Raw genomic sequence first — 15,347 nt, 5'->3', positions numbered from 1 at the left:
TTTGTGGCAAAAATCGCGTGGTCGACGTCAGGGGACCCGCCAGAGGCGCAGGGGGCCGCCGGACGCCCCCACGGGTTCGAGCCAGGCGACGGCGGTTTGCCCCCGCGCGAGACGGGTCGCGAAGGGCGTTCTGTCGTCGAGGGAGGCGGGGGGCGTGGCGGCGCAGAGCGCGACATAGCGGACGCCCAGGGCTTCGACCTGGCGGCGCATCGCGTCCTCGTCCGCCCCGAAGGCCTCCAGCGATGCCTGCAGACCGGCGCTGGCGCGGTGATAGGGAGCCGCGACGATGGAATGCGGCGTGTTGAGGAGGATCGCCGGGCCGAGATCGATCGGGGCGAGGACGAGGCCCGGCGGCAGGCCGGCCAAAGTCCGGAAGGCTTCCGGCGCGGTGCAGGAGCCGGTCTGCGCCGGTGCCTCGGTGGGGGTCGATGGGGCGAGGGCTTTCGCCAGGCTGACCGGCAGGAGCCAGACCGGGCTCAGCAGGCAGAGCGCCGCCGCGACCGGGCCGAGGCGGTGCGCGGGCGGCCGCGTCGTGTCGCCGATCAGGGCGAAGGCCCGGTCGAGGGCCGCCCCCGCGACGAGGGGCACGAAGGCGATGGCGACGAAGAAGCCGCGGAACTGGAAGCCGCTCTGCGCCGCGCCCGTGGCGAGGAAGAGGGCGCAGAGCAGGAAGAGCCGGCGGGGGCCGGGGCCGCGCAGGGCGAAGAGGGCCGAAACGAGGGCCGCCGGCAGCAGCACGAACGCGTAGCCGAAGCCTTCGGCCGGCGCGTCGTGCAGGATGGCGGGAAGCGGCCGCATCTCGAAGATCTTGTGCAGCCAATGCGCGCGCACGACTTCCGGCATCCCCGGAAAGGGGCCGCCGAGGCAGTGCGGGAAGAGCCAGGCGAAGCCGGCAAGGGATACCGCTCCGCCGGCCGCCAGGAGGCCGAGGCGCGCGACAGGCGGCGCCCGCTCCGGCAGGAGCGCGGCGGCGAGGGCGAGGAGGCCCGCGCTGCCGGCGAGCCAGAGCCAGGGCGGCGAGAGGGCATCGCAGGCGCCGACGGCCCAGAGGGCGGGATCGGTCTGCAGGGCGAACAGGCCCCCCGCCCCCAGGCCGAGGGCGAGGCCGAAGCCGAGGAAGCGCGGGAGCGCGGTCCGGCCCGTCAGCCCCCAGGCTCCGAGGACGAACAGGCCGGCGACGGCGATGAGCGGAACCGCTTCGAGCCCGATCGCCAGGGACAGGGCGCAGAGGAAGCCGGCCAGGGCCGCGGGCGCGGCCCGGCGCGCCGGATCCATCAGGCAGAGGCCGACGCCGATCAGGCAGAGGATCTGGACGTTGTGGTGATCGATCCGGCCCGGGCGGAACTGGAGCACGAGGCCGAGGGTGAGGCTCGCGGCGAAGACGGCGAGGATGGCCGCCCGGCGTGAGAGCAGGCGTGCCGTTCCCCGGTAGAGGATGGCCAGGTAGAGCGCGAAGAGCAGGGGCGGCCACAGGGCCACGGTCAGCCCCTCCGCCAGGCGGGGGCCGACCCACGGGGTGAGCCCGGCGATCGCGGCGGCGAGGGGCGCATCGAGCAGGCGCGACCAGTGGCTCTGCACCCCCACGGGCGGCAGGAACCGGTGCTGGACGAGATCGAACCAGGGCTGGCCGTTCACGAGGTCGCGCACCTCGGCGAGCCGCATGGCGTCGTCGGTGTCGGGGAAATGCAGGCCGAGGGCCGCCACGAAGCCCTCCGGCGAGAAGGCGCAGGCAAGGCCGATTCCCGCGAGCAGCCAGAGCAGCGCCGGGCGTTCGAGGAGGCCGCCCGGAGCCGCCTTCGGCGCGGCAGCGAGCCAGGCCGAGCCGCGCATCAGATGTGCCCCGAGACGACTGCCGCGGCGGGCCCGCCGAGAACGGCCGGCCAGTGCGTGGCGATCCTGCGCAGCTGGAGGAGAAAGAGAGCGAGGAGCAACACCGGCGCGATGCCGAGGCCGACCATGTTGACCGGTATCGTCACGGCCGGAATGAGCCAAGCCGCCAGGAGCCAGGCCGAGGCAGCTTCGGGCTCCCGGTCGCAGAACCTCCACACGGCCACCGCCGCCAGCCCGGTGAGGTCGTAGTTGAAAGTATAGGGCGTCAGGAGCGGAACCGCGCAGACGACGATGGCTGCCCGCTGCCGCGGATCGACTGTACGCCGGACCGCCCAGATTGTCGCAGCGAGCACTGGCAGGGCGATGCAGGCTTGCAGCACCAGGGATGCCTGAAGCGGCAGCCCGACGGTGCGTGCCCCGGCATAAACCGAGGTCATCATAACGGGATAGAAGCCCTCGAAACGCTCGATCACAAGCCACTGATAGGCACGCGTCGTGGTCAAGTAGGCCTGCCAGGGCTCGATGCCGAACAAGGCCAGCGAGGCCGCGACGAGAAGCAGCGCGGCGATACAGGCTGAGCGTAGCGCCCGCCATGCCCCGAGCGCGATCAGGACGAAGGGCAAGGCCACGCCGAGTTGCGGCTTGAAGGACAGGAGGCCGAACAGAAACCCGGCAAGGACGGGGCGCCGGTCGAGCCAGAGCAGGCCGCCCAGGAGCAGACTGCCGGTGAGGAAGCCGTTCTGGCCCCCGGCGGTGTTGATCAGGCAGGCGGGCGCGACTGCGAGCAGCGCCAGGGCGCGCGGACGCGCCTCGGGCGCCACCACGCTCAAGGTCACGCCGGCAAAGGCGGCGAAGAGACCGAGGGTCCAGAGCGCCAGGGCTGGGAAATAGGGAAGCGCTCCGAAGGGGGCGATCAGCAACAGCGTCTGCGGCGGATAGCTCCAGACGTGGAACGGCAGGGGTTGCCCGAACAGCCGCCCGATGGATTCGGCATAGGCGGCGATGTCGAACAGCGCCGCGATCTGCCCGTCGAAGGCCAGTCTGGAGCCCGCCCAGACATTGATGAAGTCGCGCCCGATGGGATGGCCAGTGACGTCGAGGCCATCCCCCGCTGGCCGATAGAGGCGGAACAGAAGCGGAGCGGTCGCGATCAGCCCGAGGCTGGCCGCCAAGACCGCGGGCCGAAGCGGCGCCGCCATTTCCCTCCCCGACATCCACGCCCTCGAAGAACCGGCCGGGCGCTTCAGATTCTGAATGGCCGGCGCTCCCCAACTCTTAGAACGGCATGGTTAACGGATCGACGCGGACAGACCGTGCTTACGCGTCGGATGATCGGGACGGAGGTGCCTTGATCTCGGACAGGCCGGCGCCGAAAGGCATCGGAACCTGAAGAGCCCATGCGAGGGTGAGGAACGAGACGCCTCCAACCATGGCGCCCACGATGATGTCGGTCAGGTAGTGACTGCCCTGAACAGGCGTGGCGGCCAGCATCAGCCCATTCAGGGCGAGGGCAGGCCAGCGAAGTGCGGGCAATGACCACGCCGACATGATGAAAATGATGGCTGCGGCAGCATGCCATGAGGGGAAGGTGATCAGCCGAACGTCCCGAAATGGCGGCAGGACCGCTGGAAGTTGTTCCTGTCGAAGCCACAGCATCGGCTGAGTCATGCCATCGGCAAATTCCAAGGCAAGACCCGGATGTCGATCCGGTGTCATGCCATGAAACTGGTATGCACCGAGCGCGGGCATCAACGTAGCGACGATGCAGGTGAGGGCAAGTGATAATGAAAGCGACGTTTGCAGGATCATGAAATTCGGCAGATTTCTGCGCCACATATAGGCAATGAACAGGCAGACCGGTTGAATCCAGATCGATTGATATGCGTAATCAAATATTTGGAAAATAATTCTATGATTAACTGCCCATTCGAAGTATGATGTCCAATCGAATCCTGTATTCGCATCGATTGCGCCAAGATTGCTGTCTATGAAATCGAAGTGTCTGCCGATATAAAATATGACGAATTGTGTTCTGAGAACGGACGCTCCGCACCAGTAAAACAATCCTATCGATAGGATTGCCATGCCGGCTCTGATGTAGTCTCTTACAAAGATGCAGAATATTCCGGAGAAAACGAACGGTGCGCCTGTCAAAAACGCTTGAAGGCCCTCAAGGGCAGCAGCTTTCCCTCCGATAACATCCGGTAGATTGTAGCAAAGAGCGATCCTTCCAATCCCCATTATAACGATCGCACCTAAAGATAGCGCAAATGAATTTTTGCAACTCAAGGTTGAGTATTCGAAGGCCATGTGAAACGCCGGAAAATCAATAATTCCGGGATTGCTATCGGCGTCCTGCTTTCGGCCTGCTTAAGGCTGACTTATGCTCTCTTCCAGGGCGGAAGGGTGTTTCTCCTCGACCGGCCGCAGGTAGCCTTTGCGACCCGGGCTCCGACGCTCCTCCGGCGGTCGGCCTCAGCGCTTCCTTAACCTCGGCTGCGCGAGAGTGGCGCGAGCGGGCTTGGCCCGTCCTGCAGGTTCGATCCGCCGGAGTCGTAATGAGCCACCACACCGAGACCCTGGTGATCGGCGCCGGGCCGGCGGGGCTGACGGCGGGGTATCTTCTCTCCAAGGAGGGGCGCGACGTCACCGTTCTGGAGCGCGATCCGTCCCAGGTCGGAGGCATCAGCCGCACGGTTTCCCATCACGGCTATCTGTTCGACATCGGCGGGCACCGCTTCTTCTCGAAGTCCAAGGCGGTGGTGGATCTCTGGGACGAGATCCTGCCCAACGATTTCATCGACCGGCCGCGGCTGTCGCGGATCTATTACAAGGGCAAGTACTACGCCTATCCGCTGAAGGCCTTCGAGGCCCTGCGCAACCTGGGCCTGCTGCAGAGCGCGGCCTGCGTCGGCTCCTATCTGCGGGCGCGGGCCCGGCCGGTGCGCGAGCCGAAGACCTTCCACGAATGGGTGCGCAACCAGTTCGGCGAGCGGCTGTTTGCGATCTTCTTCAAGACCTACACCGAGAAGGTCTGGGGGATGTCCTGCGACGCGATTTCCGCCGATTGGGCGGCGCAGCGCATCAAGGGGCTCGATCTCGGCGCCGCGATCCGCGACGCGGTGGTGCGTTCGCTGGGCCTGCGCAAGAAGAAGCCGGCGGCGGGCGAGCCGGTGATCAAGACGCTGATCGAATCCTTCCGCTATCCCCGGCGTGGCCCCGGCATGATGTGGGAGGCCGCCGCCGAGAGGATCGCGGCGCAGGGGGGCAAGGTGCTGCTCGACCGCGGCGTCGACGGCCTGCGCTACGACGCGCGTACCGGGCTCTGGACCGTGACCGCGCTGCGCGGCGACGGCGCGCGGGAGACCTTCACCGCCCGCCACGTGATCTCCTCCGCACCGCTGCGCGAGCTGGTCGATGCCCTGCGCCCGACGCCCCTCTCGACCTTCAACGCCCGGGCGCTGGCCTATCGCGACTTCCTGACCGTGGCGCTGATCGCCAAGGCGCGGGAGGATTTCCCCGACAACTGGATCTATATCCACGACCCCGCGGTGCAGGTCGGCCGCGTGCAGAACTTCCGCTCCTGGTCGCCGGAGATGGTGCCGGACGAGCGCTTTACTTGTCTCGGCCTCGAATATTTCTGCTTCGAGGGCGACGGGCTGTGGAACGCCTCGGACGCGGAGCTGATCGCGCTCGCCAAGCGCGAGATCGGCCAGATCGGGCTGATCGCCCCCGAGGACGTGGTCGATGCCTGCGTGGTGCGCCAGCCGAAGGCCTATCCGGTCTACGACGAGGACTACAAGGCGCATGTCGCCACGATCCGGCGCGACCTGGAGAGTGCCTTCCCGAGCCTGCACCTCGTCGGGCGCAACGGCATGCACAAGTACAACAATCAGGACCACGCGATGATGACCGCGATGCTCACGGTCAAGAACATCCTCGCGGGCGAGCGGCTCTACGACACCTGGTGCGTGAACGAGGACGCCGAATACGCCGAGGCCGGCGTGTCGGGCGCGCAGGAGGCCCTCGCGAGCGAGCGGCTCGTGCCGCGCCGGGCGGCCTGAAGGGGCGCCCGCGGCTTCGAAGCGGCGGGCCCCCGGCTTCGGAGCCTCACCCCGCCTGCTCCGAAGCGCCTCCCAAGGCCGAGAAGATCCGGTCGGGTGCGAAGGGCGTCGCGCTGAGGCGCACCCCGGTCGCGTCGCGGATCGCGTTGGCGAGGGCGGCGGCGATCGGGTTGTAGGGCGCCTCGCTCATCGATTTCGCGCCGAGCGGCCCGACCGTGTCGTAGGTGTCGGCGAAGATCACCTGCGTCAGCGGCACGTCGGCGATGGCCGGGATGTGGTAGTTGCGGAAGGTCTGGGTGAGGACGCCGCCCTCCGCGTCGAGCTGCACCTCCTCGTAGAGCGCGGCACCCAGCGCCTGGGCCACGCCCCCCTCGATCTGGCCGCGGCACTGCATCGGGTTCATCACCCGGCCCGCATCGGCGGCGTGGACGCTGCGCAGGATGCGCACCTCGCCGGTGACCGGGTGCACGGCGACCCGGAAGGCCTGGACGTTGAAGGCCACCGAGCGCGGCGTGCCGTCCGAGAAGCCGGCCGCCTCGATCCCCTCCCCCGCCGCCAGGGCGGCCAGGGGAAGAATGCCCCCCGGCACGGCGACGTGATCGGCCGCGATCCGGCAGGATTCGGGGACCGTGCCCGCCCGAAGCGCGGCGGCGGCCCGGATCGCCTCGGCCAGCGCCTGCGCCGCCCGCATCGTCGCCTGCCCGGCCACCACCGTGCCGGTGCTGCCATAGGCGCCGGTATCGTGGCCGACCATATCGGTATCCGATTGCCGCAGGACGATGCGCTCGACGCTGGTGCCGAGGACCGAGGCCGCGATCTGCCGGTGCACGGTGCTGGTGCCGTTGCCGAACTCGGCGGTGCCGACGAACAGGGCGTAGGTCCCGTCCGGTTCGAGCCGGATGCGGGCATCCGCCCGGTGCCCGCGGGGCGGGATCGTGTCGATCATGCCCATGGCCATGCCGGTGCCGACCTGCCAGTCCGGGCCGGGGGACGGCAGGCCGGGATCCTCCGTCAGCGCGACCTGGACCGCGTCCAGGCACTGGTCGAGCCCGTAGCTGCCATACGCGACGTCGTGCGGCTCCAGGCTGGTCGAGACCATGGGATCGCCGGGGCGCACGGCGTTGATCCGGCGCATGGCGAAGGGATCGATCGCCAGGCTGCGGGCGAGCTCGTCGAGGGCGGATTCCATGGCGAAGATGGTCTGGCTCAGGCCGTAGCCCCGGAAGGCGCCGGACGGGACCGTGTGCGTGTAGACCGCATAGCCGTCGACCCGCTTGTTCGGGCAGCGATAGGCAGCGATCGACTCGTTGCAGCCGTGGTGGAGCACGCCGCCACCATGGTTGCCGTAGGCGCCGGTGTTGGAGACGACGTGGAGCTGGATGGCGGTGAGGGTGCCGTCGCGCTTCGCCCCGAGCTTCACCCGCACCCGCATGGGATGGCGGGTGGTCGAGGCGGCGAATTGCTCGGCGCGCGTCATCTCCCATTTGACCGGCCGGCCGGTCTTAAGGATCGCGAGGGCCACGAGGTCCTCGGTCAGCGTCTCCTGCTTGCCGCCGAAGCCGCCGCCGACCCGTTCGCAGAGCACCCGAACCCGGTCGCGGTCGAGGTCGAACAGGGCGCAGAGGGCATCGCGGGTCAGGAAGGGCACCTGCGTCGAGGAGCGGATGACGAGGCGCCCCTCCGCATCGAGCCAGCCCACGGCGCCGTGGGTCTCCAGATGGGCGTGCTGCACCCGCTGCGAGACGTAGGTGCCCTCGTGGATCGCGTCGGCCTCGGCGAAGCCCGCCTCCACATCGCCGATCCGGCCATGGGCCTCCCCGGCGAGATTGGGATGGGACAGGAGCGGCGGCGCGTCCTCGCCGGGGCGGTCGGAGCCGTCATGGACCCGCGGCGCCTCCGGCCGCATGGCGGCGTCCGGGTCGAACACGGCCGGCCGGGTCTCGTATTCGACCACGAGGGCGCGGCAGCCGGCCTCGGCCGCCGCCTCGCTCTCGGCGACGACGGCCGCGACCCGCTGGCCCTTGAAGCGCACGACCGCGTCGAGGATCAGCGTGTCCGCGGGATCGTCGTGGGGATTCTCGTGACGGCCGGTGGAGAAGCGGCGGGCGGGGACATCCTCGTGGGTGAGCACCGCGACGACGCCGGGCACGGCGAGGGCGTCGGCGCGGTCGATCCGCAGGATGCGGGCATGGGCGTGGGGGGCGCGCAGCACCTTGAGATGCAGCAGTCCGGGAATCGCGAGGTCGAAGGTATAGGGCGTGCGCCCGCTCACCACCCCGGGTCCCGCCGGCGCGGGCAGGCTGCGACCGACCGGATCGCCCGCCTCCGACTCGACATGGCCGATGCCGGCGATGGCGTCGCGGATGGCGCGGTAGCCGGTGCAGCGGCAGAGATTGCCCTTCAGCGCGGCGTCGAGATCCTGGCGGCGGCCCTGGTCCAGGGCGGCGGCGGTCATCACCATGCCCGGCGTGCAGAAGCCGCACTGGAAGCCCTGGGCGGCGAGGAAGGCCTCCTGCATCGGATGCATCGCCTCCGGCACCCCCTCCGAGAGGCTGCAGGGTCCGGCCAGCCCCTCGATCGTCGTCACCGCCCGGCCCTCGGCGCGGAAGGCCGGGAGCAGGCAGGAATGGACCGGCTCCCCGTCGAGATGGACGGTGCAGGCGCCGCAATCGCCGGCATCGCAGCCCTTCTTGACGCCGAACCAGCCGAGATCGCGCAGGAAGGTGCGCAGGCACTGGCCGGGGCGCGGCTCCGCCTCGAAGGCGCCCCCGTTCACGCTGAGCTGCATCAGGCGATCTCCCCGGAAAGCTCGGCCCGGATGTCGTGTGCGAGGTGATGGGTCACGCGTTCCCGCCAGTCCGGCGCGCCGTGGACGTCGTCGTACCAGAGGGAGGCGGGGATCGCGGCGGCGAGCGCCGCGGTCAAGGCATCGGCATCCGGGACCGTCGCGAAGGCGATCTTCACCGGACGGCGGGTCGAGGCGGTGACGGTGAGGGCGAAGGCCCCTGCGGCGTCCAGGGTCCCGATCAGGAGGGCGCCGGAGCGGCCGTTCGGGCTCAGGGAGATGCGGCGGAAGGCCGTGCGGCGGCGCAGGGCCGCCACCGGCAGCGCGATGCTGCGCAGGATCTCGCCGGGGGCGAGGGCCGTGCTCTGCGGCCCCGATACGAAGGCTTCGACGGCAAGCTGGCGCTCGCTGCCCTGCGGCGTCCACAGCGTGCAGACCCCGTCGAGGGCCGCCGTCAGCGCGATCATCGGCCCAGCGGGCAGCGCCATGCAGAGATTGCCGCCGACGGTCGCGAGGTTCCAGACCTTGAAGGAGCCGAGCAGCGCCCGGCAGCACTGGCCGACGAGGGGGGCCGCCGTCCAGGCGGGCGGCAGGTCCAGCCGCTCCAGGGCGGCGATGGTGCAGGTCGCCGCGAGGGTGAGCCCCGCCGCGTCGATGCGATGCGTCTCCCAGCCGAGCCCGGTCAGGTCGATCAGGCGGCGCAGGGAAGGCTGCGGCTCGGAGAAGAGCCAGGTTCCGCCCGCGAGCCAGGCGTCGCCCGGCTGCCAGCCCGGCAGATCCGCCTTGTCCCGTGGCTTCACCACCGTCTCGATCGTGTTGAGATCCATCGTCTTCCGGTCCGGCGCCCCTCGCCTCTCTGCACCCCACGCAAGAACGCTTCCAGCTCGGCCGTCGCCGTGGCGGAGCGCGTCATCCTGCGGCGGCCGGGCGAGGGCTGGCCATTTCGCAGGCGGTGTTTCGCGGATTGATGCGTCCGCGATCCCGATGCCGTCCCGGCCCCGCGGCGCTGCCGTCCCGGCCTCGTTCCGGGTCGCCGGGGACCGGCGCAGGGCGGCCAATGTTTGCCGCGCCCCAATCTTGCCTTGAGAAAACGCAGTTCCGCTCAGGATTCGTCAACCTGATGCCGTCACATCGAAGTTGATGGGATGGCCGATCCGGGGAGGCTCGGCGCCTGAACTTCGGGCTTTTCAGAAAATCGGCCGGTCCCGACGACCTGCCTGGCAAAAATGGTGTCCCAGTGAGCTTCATCGTCAATGCACGGACGGGCGCGGGCCAGGTCAGCTTCGAGCGGGATTCGATGCTCTCCGCCCTGGAACAGGCGCTGACCATGAGCGCGGCGGGCATGCAGGGCGTCGTGATCGTCGACAGCCTCGGTGCCCGTCACACGCCGGCCGAGGTAAGCCGCAGCCTTCTCGCCGCCTGGGGCGGTGGCAAGGGCGGCGACGCCATCCGTGTGAAGCGCGCCGCCTGACCGCGCGACCCGTGCCGCCGCGCTGCGGCGGCCGGACGTGGCGAGCTCATCCCATGGGGGCCGACCGTTCGCGGCCCGGTCGCGAGCCTCAGGCGTTCCCGGTGCTCCCGGCCAGCCGCCGCTCCGTGCGGACCGACCGGGCGGACCCGGCCGGCGCGAAGACGGCGCTGCAGGCGACGAGGACGATCGTCTCGGACAGGAGCAGGCCGAGGATCGACCAGGCCGGCGTCGAGACGACGAGGAGCAGCGTCACCGCCGCCATGCCGGCCGCCGCGCTCGCGGCCGAGAGGCCGGCCAGGAAGCGGAAATCCTGGGCCGTCTCCAGCAGCAGGCGCGGCGCCCCGTAGGCCAGGGAGACGGTCACCACCGCCCAGAGCAGGCCCGTGATCAGGGCGAGGGGCTCGTGGGCGTAGCGCCCCGCGAAGAGATGCGCGTCGATCACCGGCATGCCGAGGAGAAGCAGGCCGCCATAGGCGAGGCAGCCGGCGACGAGCAGGAGCGTGGCGCGGCGGGCGAGGCGTCGGGCGCCCGTGAGATCCCCCGAAGCGAGATGCGCGGCGATCTCGGGCTGGACCATGTTCCCGAGCGCCGAGGCGCCGAGGCGCAGGGGCGCGAACAGCACCAGGCAGGCGGCGATGGGGGCATAGGCGTCGGGCCCCGCGATCAGGGCGACCACCAGAACCTGACCCTGGCCCTGCAGCGTCGTGGTGGTGACGCCGAGGAGCGACCAGCCGAGTTTCCCGCGCAAAGCCCCGTAGCGCCGGCGGAACGGCGCGCCGAAGCTGACCCGCACCCGCTCGCGCAGGGCTGCGAGGGAGACCAGGATCCCCGCGGCATGGGCGCAGGCCAGGGCCACGAACACGCCCTCGATGCGCCGGGCATCGTCGCCATGCACCAGCAGGAGCGCCAGCCCCGTGCCGAGTAGGGCGAAGGTGAGGTCGCCGAGACCCGATTCCAGGGGGCGGCGCTTGGCGAAGAAGGCCAGCCGCAGGTAGCTGCGCAGGCACCAGAGCGCGACGAAGAGGCCGCCCGGCAGGGGATGCACCTGCGGCGTGAACAGGAGCGCCACGCAGACGCCGGCCCCGATCAGCACCGAGACGAGGAGCGCCCCGGAGCCGAAGGTCACCTCGATCGCCTTCGCCCCGGCGCGGCCGAGGCGCGGCGGCACGAAGGTGATGGCGGGCACGCCGGCGAGCGCCCGGACATAGGTGAGGCCGATGCCGCCCACCAGGAAGACGATGGAGAAGACGCCGTAATCGTACTGGGTGAGCGTGCGCACCAGCGCGATGTTGAGCGCGAAATGGAACGCACTCTGGACGAACTCGCCGCCGAGGATGAGGACGAAGCGCGCCAGCAGCCCCTTGTCCCGGGTCATCGGTACACCGCGCTGCCGGCCGGCGCCGGGGCGCGGCTCGCCCGCGCGCCGAGCACGCCCTCGAGGGCGGCGCTCAGCGCCTCCGCGCAGGCGCCCTGGGCGAAGATCCGCTCGTAGCGGGCCCGTGCGGCGGCGGGGTAACCGGACCAGGAATCCGGCTCGGCGATGATGGCGGCAAGCGCCTGGGCGAGCGCGTCCGCCCGGCCGGGGGGCACGATCCAGCCGGTGCGGCCATGCTCGACCACCTCCGGCAGGCCGCCGATCCGCGAGACTATCGGGGGAACGCCGTGGGCCATCGCCTCGATCGCCACGCGGCCGAGGGATTCGGGCAGGCGGGAGGGCACGGCGACGACATCCGCCCAGCGGAAATGCGCCCCCGGATCCGGCACGAAGGGCAGGCAGGTCACGGTTCCGGCAAGGCCGGAGGCGAGGATGGTCTCGGCGAGGGCCCGCTCCCGGGCCTCGTCCTCGAAGGCGCTGCCGACGATGCGCACCGCGATCCGGTGCTTGAGGGCCTCCGGCAGCTGCGCCAGGGCCTCCAGCAGCACGTCCTGGCCCTTGATGCGGCTGATCCGCCCGAGCATCAGCAGGCGCAGGGGGCGCGTGCCGTCATAGCCCATGCCCTTCGGGGCGCCGGGATCGGCGATGCCGTTATAGACGACGCGCTGGCCGATCCGCGCCGGCAGGGCGAAGGCGGCCTGCGTCGCCCGGGAATTGAACACGATCTCGGCCCGGCTCCCGCGCAGCAGGGCCCGCAGGCCCTGGCGCACCATGCCCTCCGGGATCTCGTGGACATGGACGATGGTGCGGCCCGGGCTCAGCCCGGCGGCGAGGAGGTAATCCGCCACGACGCAGGTGTTCACGTAGACGAGGTCGCTCCGGCGCAGCCGCCAGAGGGCGCGGCCGACGGCGAGGGGCAGGCGCAGCAGGCCGAGGGTGGCGAGGCGCGGCAGGTCGCGGCGGCGCAGCACCCAGAGCGGAACGATGGTGACCTTCGAGGCGAAGTCCCGCAGCGGGGCGACGATCGGTCCGTCGCTGGGCAGGAGGACTTCGATGAAGGCCTGTGGATAGGAGGCGCGGATCACGCGCACGCTTTCCACGAAGCTCCGGTCCGAGCCGTAAAGCTCGTAGCCCTGATGCACGCAGGTAATGCGGGTCATCCAGAGTTCCCTGTGCTCCCAATCGGCACGATTGACGACGTTGCAACCTGAGAAGGGCAAAAGCCGAGCCGGGTGCGAAGTTTGCTCAACCTTCCGTCGAGGTGGCACGGTGCTGCCGGAGCTGTGCGAAAATCCTTCCGGGATGATTGCGACATCCTTTCGTCATCCCGTTGCGAGACGCACGACGTTTCATTGTGAGACCAGGTATGACCCTGCCCCGACCTTCCGTCCTGATCCTCGGGACGCGCGGCATCCCGGCGGCCCATGGCGGCTTCGAGACCTTCGCGGAGCGGCTCGCGCTGTTCCTGGCCGGCCGCGGCTGGCAGGTGCGCGTCTATTGCCAGCGCGAGGTGGAGAGGGTCGCGCAGCGTTTCGCCACCGAGACGTGGCGGGGCGTCGAGCTGATCCATGTCGAGGTGGCCTCCAAGGGGCCCTGGGCCACCCTCGAATTCGACTATCATTGCGTCGTCGATGCGGCGCGGCGGGACGGCGTCTGCCTCGTGCTCGGCTATAACGGCGCGGTGTTCCTGCCGCTCCTGCGCCTGCGCGGCCGTCCGGTCCTCACCAACATGGACGGCATCGAGTGGCGCCGGCCGAAATGGATGTGGGCCGTGCGCACTTGGTTCTGGGTCAACGAGTGGATCGCCGCCTGGTCCTCGCACCGGCTGGTGGCGGACCATCCGGTCATCGCCGACCACCTCGCGACGCGGCGCCCCCGCAGCGCCATCGCCACGATTCCCTATGGCGGCGACCCGGTCACCGAGGCTCCGGACGCGCCGGTGCGGGCGCTCGGGCTGGAGCCCGGACGCTACCTGGTGTCGATCGCCCGCATCGAGCCCGACAACAACATCCTCACCTTCGTCGAGGCCTTCGCGCGGCGGCGGCGGAACGCGACCCTGGTGGTGCTGGGCAAGCTCGATCCCGCCAATCCCTACCATGTGCGCGTGAAGGCGGCCGCGGGCGACGAGGTGCTGTTCCCGGGCGCCATCTACGATGCCGGCACCGTGAAGGCGTTGCGCTTCCACGCCCGGGCCTATCTGCACGGCCATTCGGTCGGCGGCACGAATCCGTCCCTGGTCGAGGCGCTCTGGGCCGGCAGCCCGATCATCGCCCACGACAACGCCTATAACCGCGGCACCGCCGGCGAGGGACAGGCCTATTTCACGGATGCCGAATCCTGCGAGCGGCTGATCGTCGACATGCTCGAGAACGACGAGCGGGCCGGGGCCGCGCGCCGTGCGGCGCGGCGTCAGGCGAAGCGGTTCGACTGGACCGAAATCCTCGAAACCTACGAGGACGAGATCCGGGCGCTCGGCGGCTACGCGGCGGCACCGACCGGCGGCGGCGCGCCGGCTGCCCTCGGGATGGCGCAGCGCTCGCGATGAGCCCTCCGCCGAAGGACGCCCGCCCGACGCGCCGGGGGGCGATCGCCGGGGCCCTCGCCTGCGCCGCCCTGCCGGGCTCCTCGCCGGGCGCCTGCGCCGCGCCCGAGCCGATCGCCCTGCGCCGGGGCGTCAACCTCTGGCCCTGGTTCGCCCTGACCCGGGAATACCCGCCGCCGCGCACGGATTACGGCTGGCCCGCTTTCCAGCCGGAGCGGCCGGTGCCGAGGCGGCAGGATCTGGCGCGCCTCGCCGCGTCGGGGCTCGACTTCGTGCGGCTGCCGGTCGATCCCGGCCCCTTCCTCGCCTTCACGGACCGGCAGCGCGACGCGCTCTTCGCCGAACTGGACGGTGCGGTCGACGCGATCCTCGGGGCCGGCCTGTCCCTGGTCCTCAACGTCCATGCCAATGGCGCCACGCATCACTACAACCCCGCCGCGCTCTACGGCAGCGCCCGGGCCCCGCTCTGGCCGGACTACCGCGCCTTCGTGGCCGCCCTCGCCGCGCGCTTCGGCCGTCGGGGACGTGTCGCCCTCGAACCGGTGAACGAGCCGCCCCAAGGGTGCGGGGCGGCCGATTGGGACGCCCTGCAGCGAGACCTGCTCGCGGCGGCGCGGGCGGCCTCGTCCGGCCTCACCCTCGTCGCCACCGGGGCCTGCGGCAGCATGGTCCCGGGCCTGCTCGCCCTCGATCCGAAGCGGCTCGCCGCCTTCGCGCCGCTCCTCTACGACGTGCATTTCTACGAGCCTTACCTGTTCAGCCACCAGGGTGCCCCCTGGATGCGCGAGCCGGTCTACCGCGCCCTCAACGCGGTGCCCTGGCCGGGCTCGGCCGGCCGCCTCGACGAGACCCTTGCCGCGGTGCGGGCGCGGATGGCGGCGGATACCGGGCGGAGCCGGGCGGAGAAGGAGGCGGCCTACCGGATCACCGAAGCGAAGATGGCGGAGTATTTCGCCGCGAATCCGGACCGGCGCTTCCTCGACCGCTATCTCTCCGCTGTGAGGGGCTGGGCGGACACGCATGGCCTGCCGCCCGGGCGGATCCTGATGGGGGAGTTCGGGGCGCTGCGCAGCGATGCCCGCTACGTCGCGGCGAAGGCCGCCGACCGTGCCCGCTACGTGCGCGACGTGCGCGAGAGCGCCGAATCCTTCGGCTTCGCCTGGGCCTTCTGGAACCTGTTCGACGGCATGGGCCTGATCGACGACACGACCCGCGCGCCCGATGCGGCGATCTTCACGGCGCTCGGCCTGCGCGTGCCCTCCCCGCGCTGAATCTCCCGC

The 15,347-nt window shown here is 70.5% G+C and carries 11 protein-coding genes; 4 read left to right on the top strand and 7 right to left on the bottom strand.

The window, feature by feature from the left end:
- Positions 1 to 27 precede the first annotated feature (27 nt).
- The 3 genes from MMB17_RS15135 to MMB17_RS15125 all read right to left on the bottom strand — a co-directional run bounded on the left by MMB17_RS15135 (position 28) and on the right by MMB17_RS15125 (position 4,140).
- Positions 28 to 1,830, bottom strand: coding sequence for a hypothetical protein (locus MMB17_RS15135; protein WP_241099334.1), 1,803 nt, complete (start codon positions 1,828 to 1,830; stop codon positions 28 to 30).
- The gene (locus MMB17_RS15130) at positions 1,830 to 3,029 is read right to left on the bottom strand and encodes a glycosyltransferase family 87 protein (protein WP_241099333.1); all 1,200 of its coding nucleotides are present in this window, start codon (positions 3,027 to 3,029) and stop codon (positions 1,830 to 1,832) included. The genes MMB17_RS15135 and MMB17_RS15130 overlap by 1 nt, the downstream gene beginning before the upstream one ends.
- A 118-nt stretch (positions 3,030 to 3,147) precedes the next feature.
- Positions 3,148 to 4,140: a phosphatase PAP2 family protein gene (locus MMB17_RS15125; protein WP_241099332.1), complete on the bottom strand. Its 993-nt coding sequence runs from the start codon at positions 4,138 to 4,140 to the stop codon at positions 3,148 to 3,150.
- Between the two features lie 248 nt (positions 4,141 to 4,388).
- On the opposite strand from MMB17_RS15125, the gene MMB17_RS15120 reads away from it, so the two are divergent.
- Complete coding sequence (locus MMB17_RS15120) at positions 4,389 to 5,894, top strand: NAD(P)/FAD-dependent oxidoreductase (RefSeq protein WP_241099331.1); 1,506 nt, start codon at positions 4,389 to 4,391, stop codon at positions 5,892 to 5,894.
- 46 nt (positions 5,895 to 5,940) lie between these two features.
- On the opposite strand, the gene MMB17_RS15115 is transcribed toward MMB17_RS15120, so the two are convergent.
- On the bottom strand, positions 5,941 to 8,682 hold the full coding sequence (locus tag MMB17_RS15115) for a molybdopterin-dependent oxidoreductase (protein ID WP_241099330.1): 2,742 nt from the start codon (positions 8,680 to 8,682) through the stop codon (positions 5,941 to 5,943).
- Entirely contained in the window at positions 8,682 to 9,506 is an 825-nt protein-coding gene (locus MMB17_RS15110; RefSeq protein WP_241099329.1) for an FAD binding domain-containing protein, read from the bottom strand. Before MMB17_RS15110 ends, MMB17_RS15115 begins: the two co-directional genes overlap by 1 nt.
- A gap of 410 nt (positions 9,507 to 9,916) precedes the next feature.
- On the opposite strand from MMB17_RS15110, the gene MMB17_RS15105 reads away from it, so the two are divergent.
- Positions 9,917 to 10,150 carry a hypothetical protein gene (locus MMB17_RS15105; RefSeq protein WP_238312382.1) on the top strand — a complete coding sequence of 78 codons (234 nt, stop codon included), beginning with the start codon at positions 9,917 to 9,919 and terminating at the stop codon, positions 10,148 to 10,150.
- Positions 10,151 to 10,238: 88 nt separating this feature from the next.
- Here MMB17_RS15105 and MMB17_RS15100 read toward each other — a convergent pair whose 3' ends face one another.
- Positions 10,239 to 11,525 (bottom strand): polysaccharide biosynthesis protein, encoded by a 1,287-nt coding sequence (locus MMB17_RS15100; RefSeq protein WP_241099327.1) that lies wholly within the window; start codon positions 11,523 to 11,525, stop codon positions 10,239 to 10,241.
- Positions 11,522 to 12,685, bottom strand: a complete 1,164-nt coding sequence (locus MMB17_RS15095) for a glycosyltransferase family 4 protein (RefSeq protein ID WP_241099326.1) — start codon at positions 12,683 to 12,685, stop codon at positions 11,522 to 11,524. The genes MMB17_RS15100 and MMB17_RS15095 overlap by 4 nt, the downstream gene beginning before the upstream one ends.
- Before the next feature lie 206 nt (positions 12,686 to 12,891).
- Between MMB17_RS15095 and MMB17_RS15090 the strand changes: the two genes are divergently transcribed.
- Both MMB17_RS15090 and MMB17_RS15085 read left to right on the top strand, forming a co-directional pair.
- The gene (locus tag MMB17_RS15090) at positions 12,892 to 14,070 is read left to right on the top strand and encodes a DUF1972 domain-containing protein (RefSeq protein WP_241099324.1); all 1,179 of its coding nucleotides are present in this window, start codon (positions 12,892 to 12,894) and stop codon (positions 14,068 to 14,070) included.
- Complete coding sequence (locus MMB17_RS15085) at positions 14,067 to 15,338, top strand: glycoside hydrolase family 5 protein (protein ID WP_241099323.1); 1,272 nt, start codon at positions 14,067 to 14,069, stop codon at positions 15,336 to 15,338. The genes MMB17_RS15090 and MMB17_RS15085 overlap by 4 nt, the downstream gene beginning before the upstream one ends.
- Positions 15,339 to 15,347 lie beyond the last annotated feature (9 nt).

It is taken from the genome of Methylobacterium organophilum, from assembly GCF_022533465.1.
GTDB lineage: Bacteria > Pseudomonadota > Alphaproteobacteria > Rhizobiales > Beijerinckiaceae > Methylobacterium > Methylobacterium organophilum.
This window is presented reverse-complemented; position numbering and strand designations above follow the sequence as displayed.